Source organism: Streptomyces roseofulvus (assembly GCF_039534915.1).
Taxonomy (GTDB): Bacteria; Actinomycetota; Actinomycetes; order Streptomycetales; family Streptomycetaceae; genus Streptomyces; species Streptomyces roseofulvus.
In genome coordinates this window covers 3,560,402-3,575,780 of the sequence record NZ_BAAAWE010000001.1, presented here as the reverse complement: position 1 = coordinate 3,575,780, position 15,379 = coordinate 3,560,402, and the positions used below count along the sequence as shown (strand labels likewise).

Annotated in this window: 14 protein-coding genes; 8 read left to right on the top strand and 6 right to left on the bottom strand. The window is 73.2% G+C overall.

Features of this window, described 5'->3' with window-relative positions; translation table 11 throughout:
* Positions 1–53: 53 nt before the first annotated feature.
* Both ABFY03_RS16320 and ABFY03_RS16315 read left to right on the top strand, forming a co-directional pair.
* Positions 54–1,604, top strand: coding sequence for a FadD3 family acyl-CoA ligase (locus ABFY03_RS16320; protein ID WP_319008630.1), 1,551 nt, complete (start codon positions 54–56; stop codon positions 1,602–1,604).
* Between the two features lie 141 nt (positions 1,605–1,745).
* Positions 1,746–2,420 carry an LppU/SCO3897 family protein gene (locus ABFY03_RS16315; protein ID WP_319008567.1) on the top strand — a complete coding sequence of 225 codons (675 nt, stop codon included), beginning with the start codon at positions 1,746–1,748 and terminating at the stop codon, positions 2,418–2,420.
* Positions 2,421–2,424: 4 nt separating this feature from the next.
* Here ABFY03_RS16315 and ABFY03_RS16310 read toward each other — a convergent pair whose 3' ends face one another.
* From ABFY03_RS16310 to afsR, 4 genes are all read right to left on the bottom strand, one after another.
* Entirely contained in the window at positions 2,425–2,565 is a 141-nt protein-coding gene (locus tag ABFY03_RS16310; protein ID WP_346170212.1) for a hypothetical protein, read from the bottom strand.
* 252 nt (positions 2,566–2,817) lie between these two features.
* Positions 2,818–2,949 (bottom strand): hypothetical protein, encoded by a 132-nt coding sequence (locus tag ABFY03_RS16300; RefSeq protein ID WP_346170211.1) that lies wholly within the window; start codon positions 2,947–2,949, stop codon positions 2,818–2,820.
* A 307-nt stretch (positions 2,950–3,256) separates the two neighbouring features.
* Positions 3,257–3,451 carry a hypothetical protein gene (locus ABFY03_RS16295; protein WP_319008572.1) on the bottom strand — a complete coding sequence of 65 codons (195 nt, stop codon included), beginning with the start codon at positions 3,449–3,451 and terminating at the stop codon, positions 3,257–3,259.
* Between the two features lie 220 nt (positions 3,452–3,671).
* Entirely contained in the window at positions 3,672–6,737 is a 3,066-nt protein-coding gene (gene afsR, locus ABFY03_RS16290; RefSeq protein ID WP_346170210.1) for an SARP-family global regulator AfsR, read from the bottom strand.
* 155 nt (positions 6,738–6,892) lie between these two features.
* Here afsR and ABFY03_RS16285 point away from each other — a divergent pair, with 155 nt between their 5' ends.
* A complete protein-coding gene (locus ABFY03_RS16285) occupies positions 6,893–8,119 on the top strand; it encodes an amidohydrolase family protein (RefSeq protein ID WP_319008574.1) in 1,227 nt (408 codons plus the stop codon).
* 52 nt (positions 8,120–8,171) lie between these two features.
* On the opposite strand, the gene ABFY03_RS16280 is transcribed toward ABFY03_RS16285, so the two are convergent.
* Both ABFY03_RS16280 and ABFY03_RS16275 read right to left on the bottom strand, forming a co-directional pair.
* A complete protein-coding gene (locus ABFY03_RS16280) occupies positions 8,172–8,489 on the bottom strand; it encodes a type II toxin-antitoxin system PemK/MazF family toxin (RefSeq protein WP_319008575.1) in 318 nt (105 codons plus the stop codon).
* The gene (locus ABFY03_RS16275) at positions 8,486–8,791 is read right to left on the bottom strand and encodes a hypothetical protein (RefSeq protein WP_319008576.1); all 306 of its coding nucleotides are present in this window, start codon (positions 8,789–8,791) and stop codon (positions 8,486–8,488) included. Before ABFY03_RS16275 ends, ABFY03_RS16280 begins: the two co-directional genes overlap by 4 nt.
* 215 nt (positions 8,792–9,006) lie before the next feature.
* On the opposite strand from ABFY03_RS16275, the gene ABFY03_RS16270 reads away from it, so the two are divergent.
* The 5 genes from ABFY03_RS16270 (at position 9,007) to ABFY03_RS16250 (ending at position 15,361) form a co-directional block, all read left to right on the top strand.
* Positions 9,007–9,924, top strand: coding sequence for a TIGR03619 family F420-dependent LLM class oxidoreductase (locus ABFY03_RS16270; protein ID WP_346170209.1), 918 nt, complete (start codon positions 9,007–9,009; stop codon positions 9,922–9,924).
* 11 nt (positions 9,925–9,935) lie between these two features.
* Positions 9,936–10,697, top strand: a complete 762-nt coding sequence (locus tag ABFY03_RS16265) for an SDR family NAD(P)-dependent oxidoreductase (RefSeq protein WP_346170208.1) — start codon at positions 9,936–9,938, stop codon at positions 10,695–10,697.
* 90 nt (positions 10,698–10,787) lie between these two features.
* Positions 10,788–11,912 carry an LLM class flavin-dependent oxidoreductase gene (locus ABFY03_RS16260; protein WP_346170207.1) on the top strand — a complete coding sequence of 375 codons (1,125 nt, stop codon included), beginning with the start codon at positions 10,788–10,790 and terminating at the stop codon, positions 11,910–11,912.
* Between the two features lie 270 nt (positions 11,913–12,182).
* On the top strand, positions 12,183–13,910 hold the full coding sequence (locus tag ABFY03_RS16255) for an N-acyl-D-amino-acid deacylase family protein (RefSeq protein ID WP_346170206.1): 1,728 nt from the start codon (positions 12,183–12,185) through the stop codon (positions 13,908–13,910).
* Complete coding sequence (locus ABFY03_RS16250) at positions 13,907–15,361, top strand: aldehyde dehydrogenase family protein (RefSeq protein WP_346170205.1); 1,455 nt, start codon at positions 13,907–13,909, stop codon at positions 15,359–15,361. Before ABFY03_RS16255 ends, ABFY03_RS16250 begins: the two co-directional genes overlap by 4 nt.
* The last annotated feature ends 18 nt before the right edge of the window (positions 15,362–15,379 follow it).

Here is a 15,379-nt window from a genome sequence, read left to right as displayed (position 1 = left end):
TAATCTGACGGATAGTCAGCTATTGGTCGGCTACCGGGAGGTTGGGGATGGACGTGCGCGGCGACCTGGAGTGGGGCACGATCCCGGGGCTCGTCCGGGCGGCGGGGGAGCGGTGGGCCGAGCGGGAGGCGGTCGCCGACGGCCGCGCCCGGATCTCGTACGCCGAACTCGCCGCCCGGGTCGAGCGGTCCGCCGCGGCCTGCCTGGCCACCGGGATACGGGCCGGCGACCGGGTCGCGGTCTGGGCGCCCAACAGCCTCGACTGGATCGTCGCCGCCCTCGGCGCCGTCACCGCCGGCGCCGTCCTCGTCCCGCTCAACACCCGCTTCAAGGGCGCCGAGGCCGCCGACGTCCTCGCCCGCTCCCGCGCCCGGCTGCTCTTCGTCACCGGCACCTTCCTCGGCACCTCGTACGTCGCCTCGCTGCGCCGTGCCGGGGTGCCCCTGCCGCACCTGGAGCGGGTGGTCGTCCTCGGCGACACCGCGCCCGACGAGGCCGAGTGGACCACCTGGAAGGAGTTCCTCGCCGAGGGCGACCGGGTCCCGGCGGAGCGCGTACGGGCCCGGGCCGACGCCGTCGACCCGGACGGTCCCTCGGACATCGTCTACACCTCGGGCACCACCGGCCGCCCCAAGGGCGCCGTCATCAGCCACGCCCAGAGCCTGCGCTGCTACGCCGAGTGGGCCGCGCTCGCCGGCCTGGCGGAGGGTGACCGGTACCTGGTCGTGAACCCGTTCTTCCACACCTTCGGCTACAAGGCGGGCGTCCTCGCCTGTCTGATGCGCGGCGCGGTGATCGTGCCGCAGTCGGTCTTCACCGTCGACACCGTCCTCGCCAACATCGCCGCCGAGCGGATCAGCGTGCTCCCCGGCCCGCCCACCCTCCACCAGTCGCTCCTCGACCACCCGGCCCGCGCCGCCCACGACCTGTCCAGCCTCCGCCTGGTCGTCACCGGCGCCGCCGTCGTCCCGCTGCTCCTGGTCGAGCGGCTCCGCTCCGAGCTGGGCGTCGGCACCGTCCTCACCGCCTACGGCCTCTCCGAGGCGAGCGGCCTCGTCACCATGTGCCGCCGCGACGACCCCGACGAGACGATCGCCACCACCTCCGGCCGGGCCGTCCCCGGCGTCGAGGTCCGGCTCTCCGGCACCGGCGAGGTGCTGGTCAGGGGTCACAACGTGATGCGCGGCTACTTCGAGGACGAGGAGGCGACGGCCGCCGCGATCGACGCGGACGGCTGGCTGCGCACCGGCGACGTCGGCGTCCTCGACGAGGCCGGGAACCTGCGGATCACCGACCGGCTCAAGGACATGTTCATCGTCGGCGGCTTCAACGCCTACCCGGCCGAGATCGAGCAGCTCCTGGGCCTGCACCCGGACGTCGCCGACGTCGCCGTCATCGGCGTCCCCGACACCCGGCTCGGCGAGGTCGGCAAGGCGTTCGTGGTGCGGCGCCCGGGCGCGCGGACCACCGCCGACGACCTGATCGCCTGGTCGCGGCGGGAGATGGCGAACTACAAGGTGCCCCGGCAGGTCGAGTTCGTGACGGAGCTGCCGCGCAACGCGGCCGGCAAGGTGGTCAAGGGCGAGCTGCGGAAACGGGGTTGAGGGCGACGGGGGCGGCGGGAGCCAATTCCGGAAGATTGGAATCCGTTTATAGAAATCGCTCCGCGGACGCAACCGGTCCGCCGCGTGTACACGTCATAGAGGCGCGCACACCCCGTCCCCCTCCGACCCGAGGAGCAGCAGGTGTCCACGCAGGAGATCCCCCTCACCCTCACCCCGCAGCAGGCCGCCACCGGAGTCGTCATCCCGGTCACCCTGCCCGGCGGCCCCACCCAGCTCCACGTCCCGCCCTGCCGCCACGGCGACCTCGTCCCGGTCCAGCTGGCCGGCGGGACCGTCCTCCTCCGCATCACCGTCGCCGGCGGCCAGACCCCCCAGCAGCGCAGGTCCGGCGTCGCCGGCTGCCTCGTCCCGCTGCTCGTCATCGGCGGGATCATCGGCGGCCTGTACCTCCTCGACGCCAACGACGACAAGGACACGCCCGACGCCCGGCCCACCGTCCCCACCTTCTCCGTCTCGCCCTTCCCCAGCCTCGACCTCGGCGACCTCGCCCCCACCGCGACCGCCACCCCCACCGAGGAGGAGCCCGACCCGTACGACAAGGGCACCTGCCTCAACGGCACCCTGCCGGACTCCGAGACCGCCCAGTCCGTCAGCGGCGTCGAGGAGGTCCCCTGCTCGGCCTCGGACGCCCACTACAAGGTCATCCAGACCTTCCCCTTCACCTCCGACATGAACAGGTGCAACGCCAACCCCAAGACCGAGTACGCCTTCTCGCACCGCTACACCATGAACGGCACCACCATCAGCGAGTACGTCTACTGCCTCGTCGGCCTCGGCTCCTACGCCCGCGGCTGACCGCTCACCCCGCCCGGGCGAGGAGGACGATCCCGGCCTCGTCCCGCAGCACCCGCCACGCCGGGTCCGAGGCCGCCTCCCGCAGCACCCCGTCCGTCGCCCCCGCCGGGAACCCGTCCGCCCGGTCCAGGACCAGCCACTCCACGGCCGGCTCCCGGTCGAGCAGCCCCGGCGCCGCGAGCCGGGCGGTCGGCTGGAGGGGCAGGAGCAGGAGGACGGCTCCGAGCGGTCTTCGACCGCTTCACCCGCCTCGACGCCACCCGCACCCGCACCACCGGCGGCGCCGGCCTGGGCCTCCCCATCGCCAGAGACCTCGCCACCACCACGGCGGCACCCTCACGATCGAGGACCCGGGCGAACGAGGCGCCCTGCTGGTGGCCCGCTTCCCGGCGGACGGTCAGCCGGCGCGGAGGCCGTCGTAGGCGGTGGTGCCGGTGATGTGCATGTTCGCCGACGCGGGTGCGGCCGCGCCGAAGGCCAGCGCGGTGGCGACGACCGCGAGGGCGACGAGACGCTTCGTGCGGCTCATGAAGGGCTCCTCATGAAGGGGTGGGAATCGGGCGGATCGATCCTCGTGGCGGGGCTTCCCGTCCGCGAAGTGGAACGGCCTACTTCGTCAGGTGGCCGGATACAGGCGGAAGGGGCCGGGCAGATGCCCGGCCCCTTCCGTCGGCGGTCCGATCGCGTTGCTCGCGGTCCCTGCCGGACGAATCCCCCCTGGTTCCGTCCGGAGTCCCCCGGGACCGTGTGCTCCCCCGTCGACCGGGCCCCCTGTGGGTGGCCCCGGCAGCTCCCCCGAAGTCGCCGCCGGTGCCGATATCCCCGTGGGGAGTGGTCTACTTGGCCGGCTCCGACGTGATGTGGAGGTTGTCCGTCGAGGCGCCGCCCTCGCCGAGCACCTTGTCCGCGATGGCGTCGGCCGGCTCGGAGGTGATGTGCAGGTTCTTGGTGCCGACGGCCTCGGTGCCCTCACCGGTGATGTGCAGGTTCTCGGGCGTGGCGATCGGGTCGGTGGCGTTGGTGTCGGCCATGACGGTCCCCTCCAGGTGGATGACTTCGTGTGCTGGTGATCGGGGCCCGCCCAGCCGTTCCCCCGTGGCCGGACGGACGGGCCCCTCGGAATCGCTCACCCTAGTGCGCCGGGCTGACGACCTCTCTTCCCGACCCGTCTGCCCCCCGACACGACGGATCGTTGAGGAAGACTCTGCCGGGTGGCGATAAACGAATGATGAACGGCCCCGAAGCCCGAGGTCAGGCCACGAGCGGCGGGGACAGGAGGGCCTTCACCTCGGCGGCCTCCGGCGAGCCCAGCTCCTGGTAGATGTCCAGGGCCTCCTGCCAGCAGACCTGGGCGCGCCCCGACTGACCGAGCCCGTGCAGGGCCTTGCCGAGGACGGTGAGGACGTTCCCGCGCCGCCACTCGCCGCCGATGCCCCTGAGGACGGTCAGCGCCTTCTCCGCGCCGGCCGCCGCCACGCCGTAGCGGCCGGCGGCGATCTCGACCTCGGCGATCCGGAACAGGGTCATGCCCTCCCACAGCCGCTGGCGGCTGTCGACGAAGACGCTCAGCGCGCCGTGCAGCTGGTCGCGCGCGGCGTCCAGGCGTCCGCCCTCGGTGAGGGCGAGGCCGAGCGCGTAGCGCCCGTTGGCGCCCTTGAGGGCGTGGCCCATCTCCTCGTACATGTCGGCCCCTTGCTGGGCCATGCGGATGGCGTCCTCCTTGCGCCCCGTCGCGAGACGGATGCGGGAGAGGTTGCACAGGGCGGCGGCTTCTCCGGCACGGTCCTCCGCCGCACGGAACTCGGCGATGGCCCGGGTCAGGTGCTCGTCGGCGTCGCCGAACCGCGCCTGGTAGTGGGCGATGGCCCCCCGGGCGTTCAGCGCCCAGCAGACGGGCAGGGGGTCGTCCACGGACCCCGCGAGCTCCGTCACCTCCGCCGCCTCCTGTTCCGCCTGGTCGAAGCGGCCCTGGTAGTGGTGGACGTACGCCAGCGTGTTGGCCGCGCGCCCCTCCGCCCGTACGTCGCCCGTCTTCGCCGCCGCCTCCCGCAGGACCGTCGCCACCGCCTCGTACTCCTTGGAGTTGGCGCCGGACTCCGCCAGGTCCAGGGACGCCCACAGGAGGTCCACCGCGCGGCGGAGGGTCGTGGGGGAGGCGGCGGACTGGCGGACGCAGGCGAGGAGGCAGTGGGACTCGGCGTAGAGCCAGTCCTGCGCGTCGTGGCGGTCGGTGAAGGCCAGACCTTCGTACTCGGTGCGCTCCAGGTGGTCGACGAGCCGGTCGCCGGGGCGCTCGATGGCGTACACCCGGGCCGCCGTCGACAGGTAGAAGTCGAGGAGCCGGGAGAGCGCCGCCTCCTTCTCCGTCGGCGGGTGCTCGTCCCGGTCGGCGCACGCGCGCGCGTACAGGCGGAGCAGGTCGTGGTAGCGGTAGCGGCCGGGCGCGGCCGACTCCAGGAGGGACGTGTCGACCAGGGCCTCCAGGAGGTCCTCGGTGTCCCAGAGGGGGAGGTCGAGGACGGCCGCCGCCGCTGCCAGGGAGATGTCGGGGCCGTCCGCGAGGCCCAGCAGGCGGAAGGCGCGCGCCTGGGCCGGCTCCAGCTGCCCGTAGCCGAGCTCGAAGGTCGCCTTGACCGCGAGGTCGCCCGCCTGGAGCTCGTCGAGCCGGCGGCGCTCGTCGGCCAGCTTCGCGGCCAGGACCGACACCGTCCAGGTGCGGCGGGCCGCCAGGCGCGAGGCGGCGATGCGGATCGCCAGGGGGAGGAAGCCGCAGGCGGCCACCACGTCCAGCGCCGCCTCCCGCTCCGCCCGCACCCGCTCCTCGCCGACGATCCGGGTGAAGAGCTGGAGCGCCTCCTCGGGGGACATCACATCCAGGTCCACGAGGTGCGCGCCCGCCAGGTCGACCATGCGGATGCGGCTGGTGACGAGCGCGGCGCAGCCGGCCGTGCCGGGCAGCAGGGGGCGGATCTGGGCGGCGTCCCGGGCGTTGTCGAGCAGGATCAGCACGCGGCGGCCGTCCAGCGTCGAGCGGTAGAGGGCCGCCCGGTCCTCCAGGGAGTCGGGGATGGCCGAGTCGGGCGTGCCGAGGGCGCGCAGGAAGGAGCCGAGGACGGTCTCGGGCGCGGCGGCGCGGGCGCCCGCGCCCTGGAGGTCGACGTACAGCTGCCCGTCGGGGAAGTGCGGCCGGGCCTCGTGGGCCACGTGCACGGCGAGGGTCGTCTTGCCGACGCCGCCGATGCCGGCCAGCGCCGAGACCGCCATCACGGAGCCCTCGGCGGTGGCGAGCCGCGCGCCGAGTTCGCGGACGAACGCGGTCCGGCCGGTGAAGTCGGCGACGGTCGCGGGGAGCTGGGCGGGGCGGGCGACCGGCGCGGCGGCGGGGGCCTGTTCCTCGACGGGGCGGGCCAGTTCGGTGTCGCCCTGGAGGATGCGCTGCTGGAGCCGGGAGAGTTCGGGGGTCGGGTCGACGCCGAGCTCGTCGGCGAGGAGCCGGCGGGTGTCGGCGTACACGGCGAGGGCCTCCGCCTGCCGTCCGCTGCGGTAGAGCGCGAGCATCAGCAGTTCGCGCAGCCGCTCGCGCAGCGGGTGTGCGGCGGTGAGCGCGGTCAGTTCGGAGACGGCCTCGGCGTGCGCGCCGATCTCCAGGTCGATGTCGACGCGGGTCTCCAGGAGGGTGAGCCGCCACTCCTCCAGGCGGGTCCGCTGCGCGTCGGCGTACGGCCCGGGGACGGAGGCCAGGACCTCTCCGTCCCACAGGTCGAGGGCCTCGGCGAGCCGGGCGCGGGCGGCGGTCCGGTCGCCGGCGGCCCGCAGCTTCTCGGCCTCGGCGGCCAGCTCCCGGGCGCGGGTGAGGTCGAGCGCGGTGGTCCGCAGCGCGTAGCCGCCGGACTCGCTGACCAGCACCTCGGCGCCGAGGACCTTGCGGAGCCGCGAGGCGTACGTGCGGAGGGCGGCGAGCGCCTGGGAGGGGGGTTCCTCGCCCCAGAGCGCGTCGATGAGCTCGGCGGCGGTGGCGGTGCGGCCGCTGCGCAGGAGCAGGGCGGCGAGCAGGGCCCGCTGCTGGGGCGAGCCGGTGGCCAGGGCCTCCCCGTCCCGCCAGGCCCGTACGGGCCCGAGCACGCCGAACCGCAGCCCGGTGCCGGTGTCGGCGCCGGCGTGACGCTCCTCCGGGACCGCCCCGGCCGGAGCGTCGGCCGCCGGTCCCGTGGCGGCTCCGGCCGTCCCGGCGCGCTGCCGCGGCACGCCGGATCCGGGCCCGGCTCCGTGCCCGCCGGGGCCCTGCGCCGGGACGCGCGGCCCGTTGTCCTGACCCATGGCTCCCCCTGCCCCTACCGGTGGTATCGCCCCGGACAGTCTGCCTTGTCCGGAGGGAGCGCGTCAGCATCGGGGCGCCGTTGTGGAGGAGCTGTGACCGGTACCGGCCGGCACAACAGCTGACGGTTCGTCAGATCGGCGCTACCGTGAAGGACATGGAGACCCAGGAGACCTTCCCCAGGATCATCTCGGTGGACGACCACACCGTGGAGCCCCCGCACGTCTGGCGCGACCGGCTCCCCTCCCGGTACCGCGACACCGGCCCGCGGATCGTCCGCGCCCCGCTGAAGGAGATGACCTTCCTCGGCGGCAGGTTCGCGCCGGTCATGGGCGCGCCGGGCGACGACGGGCCGATCGGCGACTGGTGGGTCTACGAAGACCTTCACCGTCCCCTCACCCGGCTCGACACGGCCGTCGGCTACGACCGGGACGAGATACGCCTCGAAGTCATCACCTACGAGCAGATGCGCCCGGGCTCCTTCTCCGTCCCGGACCGGCTCGCCGACATGGACGTCAACCACGTCCAGTCCGCGCTCTGCTTCCCGACCTTCCCGCGCTTCTGCGGCCAGACCTTCACCGAGGCGGCCGACCGCGAGCTCGGGCTCCTCTGCGTCCGCGCGTACAACGACTGGATGGTCGAGGAGTGGTGCGGCCCCGAGGCGCACGGCCGGCTCATCCCGCTGACCCTCATCCCGCTGTGGGACCCCGAGCTGGCCGCCGCCGAGGTGCGGCGGAACGCGGCGCGGGGCGTGCGGGCGGTCGCCTTCTCCGAGATCCCGCCGCACCTGGGGCTGCCCTCGGTCCACACCGACCACTGGGACCCCTTCCTCCGGGCCTGCGACGAGACCGGCACGGTCGTCGCGATGCACATCGGCTCGTCCAGCCGGATGCCGTCCACCTCGGCGGACGCCCCGCCGGCGGTGGGCTCCACGATCACCTTCGCCAACTGCTGCTTCTCGATGGTCGACTGGCTGATGAGCGGCAAGTTCGAGCGCTTCCCGAACCTGCGGATCATGTACGCGGAGGGCCAGATCGGCTGGATCCCGTACATCCTGGAGCGGGCGGACGTGGTCTGGGAGGAGAACCGCGCGTGGGGCGGGGTCGCCGACAAGGTCACCCGGCCGCCGTCGGAGCTCTTCGCCGGGCACGTCTTCGGCTGCTTCTTCGACGACGCCTTCGGGCTGCGCAACCTCGACGCGATCGGCGCGGCGAACGTCCTCTACGAGACGGACTACCCGCACTCGGACTCCACCTGGCCCCAGTCCAAGGAGGTCGGCGAGGCGCAGATGGGCCACCTGGCGCCGGACGTCGTCGAGCGGATCGTCCGCGGCAACGCGATCGACCTGCTGGGCCTGACGCCGGAGGGCCTCTGGAGGCCGTGACCCTGGATGCCGTGGAACGCCCCCCGCCGAGTGCGCCTGCGGGGGGCGTGCGCTAGATGGCCAGGACGTGCCGTAGTGCTGTAGCGACCTGCATCATCGTCTGCGCGGAGAGGGCGCCGAGGTCGGCCTTGATGTCGTCCCGGTACATCGGGCCGAGGTCATCGCAGAGAATCCGGCCGCCGACGGGATCATTCGGCCCCAGCCTGACGATGCTCGCAATGTCGGGCTTGTCGCTCGTGGTGATACGGACCACCAGGCATTCGTCCAGCTTCTGGTTGCGCGCGTTGTTGGAGACGACGAGCCAGGGCTTGAGGCCGAACCCCAGATCGGCGCGGTACAGCCGCCCGCGCACGGGAACGATCTCCGTCATTCGTCCACTCCGGCGTCGCTTCGCCTGCGAGCACGACGTGCGGCGGCGTAGGCGCGGTCTTCGTCGTCCTGAGCCGCGGCAAGTGCCGCGTAGCCGTTCTCCAAGGCCCTCTCCTGGACGGCGACCCGGCCGGCGTTGAGCAGTGCGCGGAGCACCTCGGCATCCGAGGTGTCGTCGCTCACGCTTATCCCGGTGACCTGGCGCAGGGCCGCATTCTCCGGGCTGGCATGGCGGCGTACGCGTTCCATCGTCTCTTCGACGAGGGCGTCGAGGGGAACGCTCTTACGGGTCATGGTGGCCATGCATCACAGAGTGCAGCAGATGATGCCGCATGTCAAGCTCGGGGTGATGCGGCATGCTGTCAGGTGGTCGTCGCCCGAGGGTGGCGGCGAGCGCCCCTGCTCGTCACGCGGCGAAGGGGTGAGAGGGGCTCCCCAAAGGCCTTGCCTGATGGCCCGTCAGGCGACAGCATGGCCCCGTCGCCATAACTGACGGTACGTCAGACAAGGGGGTCCCCATGGTGGTCTACGGGATGCAGCTGCCCGTCCAGTCCCAGTCCGCGATCTACGCCGAGCCCTGGGAGGCCGCCGCCGGGCCCGCCGATCTGCTCGCCGTCGCCCGGGCCGCCGACGCGCACGGCTTCGACTACGTCGCCTGCTGCGACCACGTGGCCATCCCGCGCCGGCTCGCCGCCGGGATGGGCACCGTCTGGTACGACCCGGTGGCCACGCTCTCCTTCCTGGCCGCCGCCACCGAGCGGGTCCGGCTGCTCTCGCACGTCGCCGTCGTCGGGCTGCGGCATCCGCTGGTCACCGCCAAGGCGTACGCGACCGTCGACCACCTCTCCGGCGGCCGGCTGGTCCTCGGGGTGGGGGCCGGGCACGTGCAGGAGGAGTTCGAGGCGGTCGGGGCGGACTTCGCCCGGCGCGGCGCGGTCCTCGACGAGACGATCGACGCGCTGCGGGCGGCGCTCGGCCCGGAGGAGTACCCGGAGCACCTCGGGGAGCGGTTCGCCTTCAAGGACCTCGGGCAGCGGCCGCGGCCCGCGCAGCGGCGGGTGCCGGTCTGGGTGGGCGGCTCCTCCCCGGCGGCGGTGCGGCGGGCCGCGCTCAAGGGCGACGGCTGGCTGCCGCAGGGCGACCCGCGGGACGTGCTGGCCCGCCGGATCGAGCGGATCCGGCGGCTGCGCGAGGAGGCCGGGCTCGCGGAGCCCTTCGTCCACGGCGCGATCGCCGAGCCGCTGTACGTCGGCACCCCCGGCTGGGAGGTCGGCCGGCGCACCCTCGCCGGCCCGCCGGAGGAGCTGGTGGCCTCGCTCCGGGCGTACGGAGCGATGGGCGTCGGCCAGCTCCAGGTGCGGTTCCGCAGCCGGAGCCGCACCGAACTCGTCGACCAGATGGCGGCCTTCGGGTCGGAGGTCGCCCCTCACCTGTAGGGAGTGGGCACATGGGCAAGCTGGACGGGCGGGTCGCGATCGTCACGGGCGCGGCGCGCGGGCAGGGCGAGCAGGAGGCGCGGCTCTTCGCCGCCGAGGGGGCCAGGGTGGTCCTCGCGGACGTGCTGGACGGCCCCGGCGAGGCGCTCGCCAAGGAGCTGGGGGAGGAGCGGGCCGCCTACGTCCACCTGGACGTGACCCGCGAGGAGGAGTGGGCGGACGCGGTGGCCGCCGCCAAGGAGCGGTTCGGGAAGATCGACGCCCTGGTGAACAACGCCGGCATCCTCCGCTTCAACGAGCTCCTCTCGACCCCCCTGGAGGAGTTCCAGGCGATCGTCTCGGTCAACCAGACCGGCTGCTTCCTGGGCATCCGGGCGGTCGCACCGGAGATCGCGGCGGCCGGCGGCGGCACGATCGTGAACACCGCCTCGTACACGGGCCTGACCGGAATGGCGGGGGTCGGCGCCTACGCGGCCTCCAAGCACGCCGTGGTCGGCCTGACCCGGGTGGCGGCGCTGGAGCTGGCCCCGAAGGGGATCCGGGTCAACGCGGTCTGCCCGGGCGCGATCGACACCGCGATGAGCAACCCGGAGGGGGTCGACCCGGCCGCCACCGCCGAGCTGTACCGCACGCTGGTGCCGCTCGGCCGGATCGGCCGCCCGGCGGAGGTCGCGGCCCTCGCCCTCTTCCTGACCTCGGAGGACTCCTCGTACGTGACGGGCCAGCCGTTCGTGATCGACGGCGGCTGGCTGGCCGGGGTCTCCCTGTTCTGACCTGACCTGACGAGCCGTCAGGTATTGACACGGCGCAGCGCATCCAAGAATCTGACGGCACGTCAGAAACTCACGAGGACGGTGACTTCCGTGGAATTCGGGATCTTCGTACAGGGATACGTCGGCAAGCGCGCCGAGACCGATCCCGAAGCCGAGCACAAGGCCCTCATGGAGGAGACCGAGTACGTCATCCAGGCCGACAGGTCGAACTTCAAGTACGCCTGGGCCTCCGAGCACCACTTCCTGGAGGAGTACTCGCACCTCTCGGCCAACGACGTCTACCTGGGCTACCTCGCCCACGCCACCGAGCGCATCCACCTCGGCTCCGGCATCTTCAACCCGCTCGCCCCGGTCAACCACCCGGTGAAGGTCGCGGAGAAGGTCGCCATGCTCGACCACCTCTCCGCCGGCCGCTTCGAGTTCGGCTCCGGCCGGGGCGCGGGCAGCCACGAGATCCTCGGCTTCTTCCCGGGCATCACCGACATGAACCACACCAAGGAACTCTGGGAGGAGACCATCGCCGAGTTCCCCAAGATGTGGCTCCAGGACGAGTACCAGGGCTTCCAGGGCAAGCACTGGTCCCTGCCGCCCCGCAAGATCCTCCCCAAGCCGTACGGCGCCTCCCACCCCGCCATGTGGTACGCCGCCGGCTCCCCGTCCTCCTACGCCATGGCCGGGAAGATGGGCCTCGGCGTCCTCGGCTTCAGCGTCCAGAAGGTCTCCGACATGGAGTGGGTCGTCGAGTCCTACAAGAACGCGATCAAGGAGGCCAAGGCGGTCGGCGACTTCGTCAACGACAACGTCATGGTCACCTCCACCGCGATCTGCGCCGAGACCCACGAGAAGGCCGTCGAGATCGCCGTCGGCGGCGGACTGAACTACCTCCAGTCCCTGCTCTTCCGCTACCACGACACCTTCCCCCGGCCCGAGGGCATCCCGGAGTGGCCCGAGCTGCTCCCCGAGTACTCGGCCGAGATCATCGAACTCCTCATCGCGGAGGAGCTGATGATCTGCGGCGACCCGTCGGAGGTCCTCGCGCAGTGCCGGCGCTGGGAGCAGGCGGGGGCGGACCAGCTGTCGTTCGGCCTGCCGATCGGGATCTCGTGCGAGGACACGATGAACACGATCAAGCTGATCGGCGAGCACGTGATCCCCGAGATCGACACGGACCCGATCCACCGCACCACCCGCTTCCGCCAGTCGGCCGGCTCCTAGCACCCCGGCACGGGCCGCCTCCGGCACGGGCCGCCCCGAGCGGGCCGCCCCCGGGCGGGACGGCGCCCGCCCCCACCCACCCCGTGTCGGCAGGCGTCCCGCCCCGGCCCACACCGGGCCGCGGAACGCCTGCCCCCAACGGGCGGCGGAACCGCACACGCGAGCCGTCCGGCTTCCCGGGTCGGCGGCTCGTCACCCGCCCCGGCCGGCGGCCGTTCCGCGGCGGCCCCGGCCGGGGCACACGCGTGGCCTTGGACAGAAAGGGACGTCATGCTCGACCACCTGATCAAGGGCGCCACCGTCGTGGACGGCACCGGCGCCCCCGCCCGCGTCGCCGACGTCGGCATCCGCGACGGACGCATCGTGCTCCCGCCTCCCGGCGCGGCGGCCCGCACCACCGAGGACGCCACCGGACTCGTCCTCGCCCCCGGCTTCGTCGACCCCCACACCCACTACGACGCCCAGCTCTTCTGGGACCCGTACGCCACCCCCTCCATGAACCACGGCGTCACCACCGTCGCCGGCGGCAACTGCGGCTTCACCCTCGCCCCGCTCCACCCGGACCGGCCCGAGGACGCCGACTACACCCGCCGCATGATGTCCAAGGTCGAGGGCATGGCCCTCGCCGCCCTCGAAGAGGGCGTCGACTGGAGCTGGTCCACCTTCGGCGAGTACCTCGACGCCCTGGAGGGCCGGATCGCCGTCAACGCCGGGTTCATGGTCGGCCACTGCGCCCTGCGCCGGTACGTGATGGGCGAGGACGCCGTCGGCGGCGAGGCCACCCCCGAGCAGCTGGCGCGGATGACCGCCCTCCTCAAGGAGGCCATGGAGGCCGGCGCCTGGGGCCTGTCCACCACCCAGTCGTCCACCCACTCCGACGGCGACGGCGCCCCCGTCGCCTCCCGGCACGCGAGCCCCGCCGAGCTGATCGCCCTCTCGAAGGCGGTCGGCGAACACGAGGGCACCCAGCTGGAGGCGATCCTCGCGGGCTGCCTCGACCAGTTCAGCGACGCCGAGATCGACCTCTTCGTCGAGATGACCGCCGCCGCCGGACGGCCCCTCAACTGGAACGTGCTCACCATCGACGCCGCCGTCCCCGAGCGCGTCCCCCGTCAGCTCACCGCCTCCGAACGGGCCCGCAAGTCCGGCGGCCGGATCGTCGCCCTCACCATGCCGATCCTCACCCCCATGAACATGTCCCTCGGCACCTTCTGCGCCCTCAACCTCATCCCCGGCTGGGGCGAGATCCTCGGCCTGCCGGTCCCCGAGCGGATCGCGAAGCTCCGCGACCCGGACGTCCGGGCCGAGATGCTGCGGCGCGCCGACTCCAGGGAGGCCGGCGTCTTCCGCCGCCTCGCGCACTTCGGCCGGTACGTCATCGGCGACACGTACAGCCGCGAGAACGAGGGCCTGACCGGCCGGGTGGTGCGGGACATCGCCGCCGAACGCGGCCAGGACCCCTTCCAGTGCCTCGTCGAGATCTGCGCCAACGACGACCTCAGGACCGTCCTGTGGCCGATGCCCACCGACAACGACCCGGCCTCCTGGGCGCTGCGCGCCGAGACCTGGCAGCACGAGGACGTCATGCTGGGCGGCTCCGACGCCGGCGCCCACCTGGACCGGATGTGCGGAGCCCCGTACACCACCCGCTTCCTCGGCGACTGCCTGCGCGGCCGGAAGCTGGTGCCGCTGGAGCAGGCCGTGCGGATGCTCAGCGACGACCCGGCCCGGCTGTTCGGCCTCCGCGAGCGGGGCAGGATCGCCGAGGGCTTCCACGCCGACCTGGTCCTCTTCGACCCGGAGCGGATCGACGCGGGACCGGCGACCCTCGTCCACGACCTGCCGGGCGACAGCCCGCGCCTGGACTCGCGGGCGGTCGGGATCGTCTCCGTCCGCGTCAACGGCGTGGAGACGGTCAGGGACGACGAGGTGACCGGGGCGATCCCGGGCAGGGTGCTGCGCTCGGGCCGCGACACGAGGACGGTGGGCACCCGGTGAGGACCGAGAAGCTCTTCATCGGCGGCGAGTGGACCGAACCCGACGGCGGCCACTACGAGGTGATCGACCCGGCCACCGAGGAGACCGTCGGACTCGCCCCCGAGGCGTCCCGGGCCCAGGTGTACGAGGCGGCCGCCGCCGCCCGCGACGCCTTCGGGCGCTGGTCCCGGACCAGGCCCGAGGAGCGCGCCGCGATCCTCGACCGGGCCGCCGCGATCATGGCCCGCGACGCCGACGCGCACACCCTGCTGGCCCGCGCCGAGACCGGCGCCACCACCGCCACCGCCCGCGGCATGCAGGTCGCCGTCGGCTCCTCCCGTTTCCGGCGGTACGCGAAGGGCGCCCTGGAACCGGTCGAGGAGGCCCTGCCGCCGCAGATCAACGAGGCCGGCCCGATGGGGCGGGCCGGCGTCTTCGGGGCCGTCGCGGTCCGCCGCCCGGTCGGCGTCGTCACCTGCATCACCTCGTACAACAACCCCTGGGCCAACCCGGCCGGCAAGATCGCCCCGGCGCTCGCCATGGGCAACACCGTCGTCGTGAAACCGGCCCCGCAGGACCCGCTGTCCGTCGTCGCCATGGTCCGCGCCCTGGAGGAGGCCGGCGTCCCGGCGGGGGTGGTCAACCTGGTGACCGGCTCCTCGCCGGCCGTCGGCGAGGCCGCCGTCGACTCCCCGGACGTCGACATGGTCTCCTTCACCGGCTCCACCGCCGTCGGCCAGGCCATCGGCGAGGTCTGCGGCCGGGCCGTGAAACGGCAGCTGATGGAGCTCGGCGGCAAGGGCGCCGCGCTCGTCTTCGACGACGCCGACCTGGACTCGGCCGTGCTGGGCATCGGCACCACCTTCGCCTTCTACAGCGGCCAGATCTGCACCGCCCCCACCCGGGTCCTCGCCCAGCGCGGGATCTACCGGCGGCTGGTCGAGAAGCTGACCGGCTACCTCGCCTTCATGAAGGTCGGCGACCCGGCCGAGCCGGGCACGGTCGTGGGCCCGGTGATCTCGGCCGCCCACCGCGACCGGGTGGAGTCGTACGTGGAACTGGGCCGCAAGGAGGGCGCCACGGTCGTCGCCGGCGGCGAGCGCCCAGCCCTCGACCGCGGCTTCTACGTGGCCCCGACGCTGCTCGCCGACTGCACCAGCGAGATGCGGGTGGTGCGCGAGGAGATCTTCGGCCCGGTCGTCGTGGTCGTCCCCTTCGACGACGAGGAGGAGGGCATCGCCCTCGCCAACGACAGCGACTACGGCCTGCTCGACTACGTGTGGTCCGGGGACGTGGCCCGCGCCTTCCGGGTCGCCGCCCGGCTGCGGGCCGGCGGGGTCGGGATCAACACCGTCGGCCGGAACATGGAGGCGCCGTTCGGCGGCTTCAAGAAGAGCGGGGTCGGCCGGGACGTGGGCTCGTACGCCCTCCACGCCTACAGCGAGCTCCAGGCGGTGGTCTGGCCGGGCTGACCGGTCGGTACAAAGGCC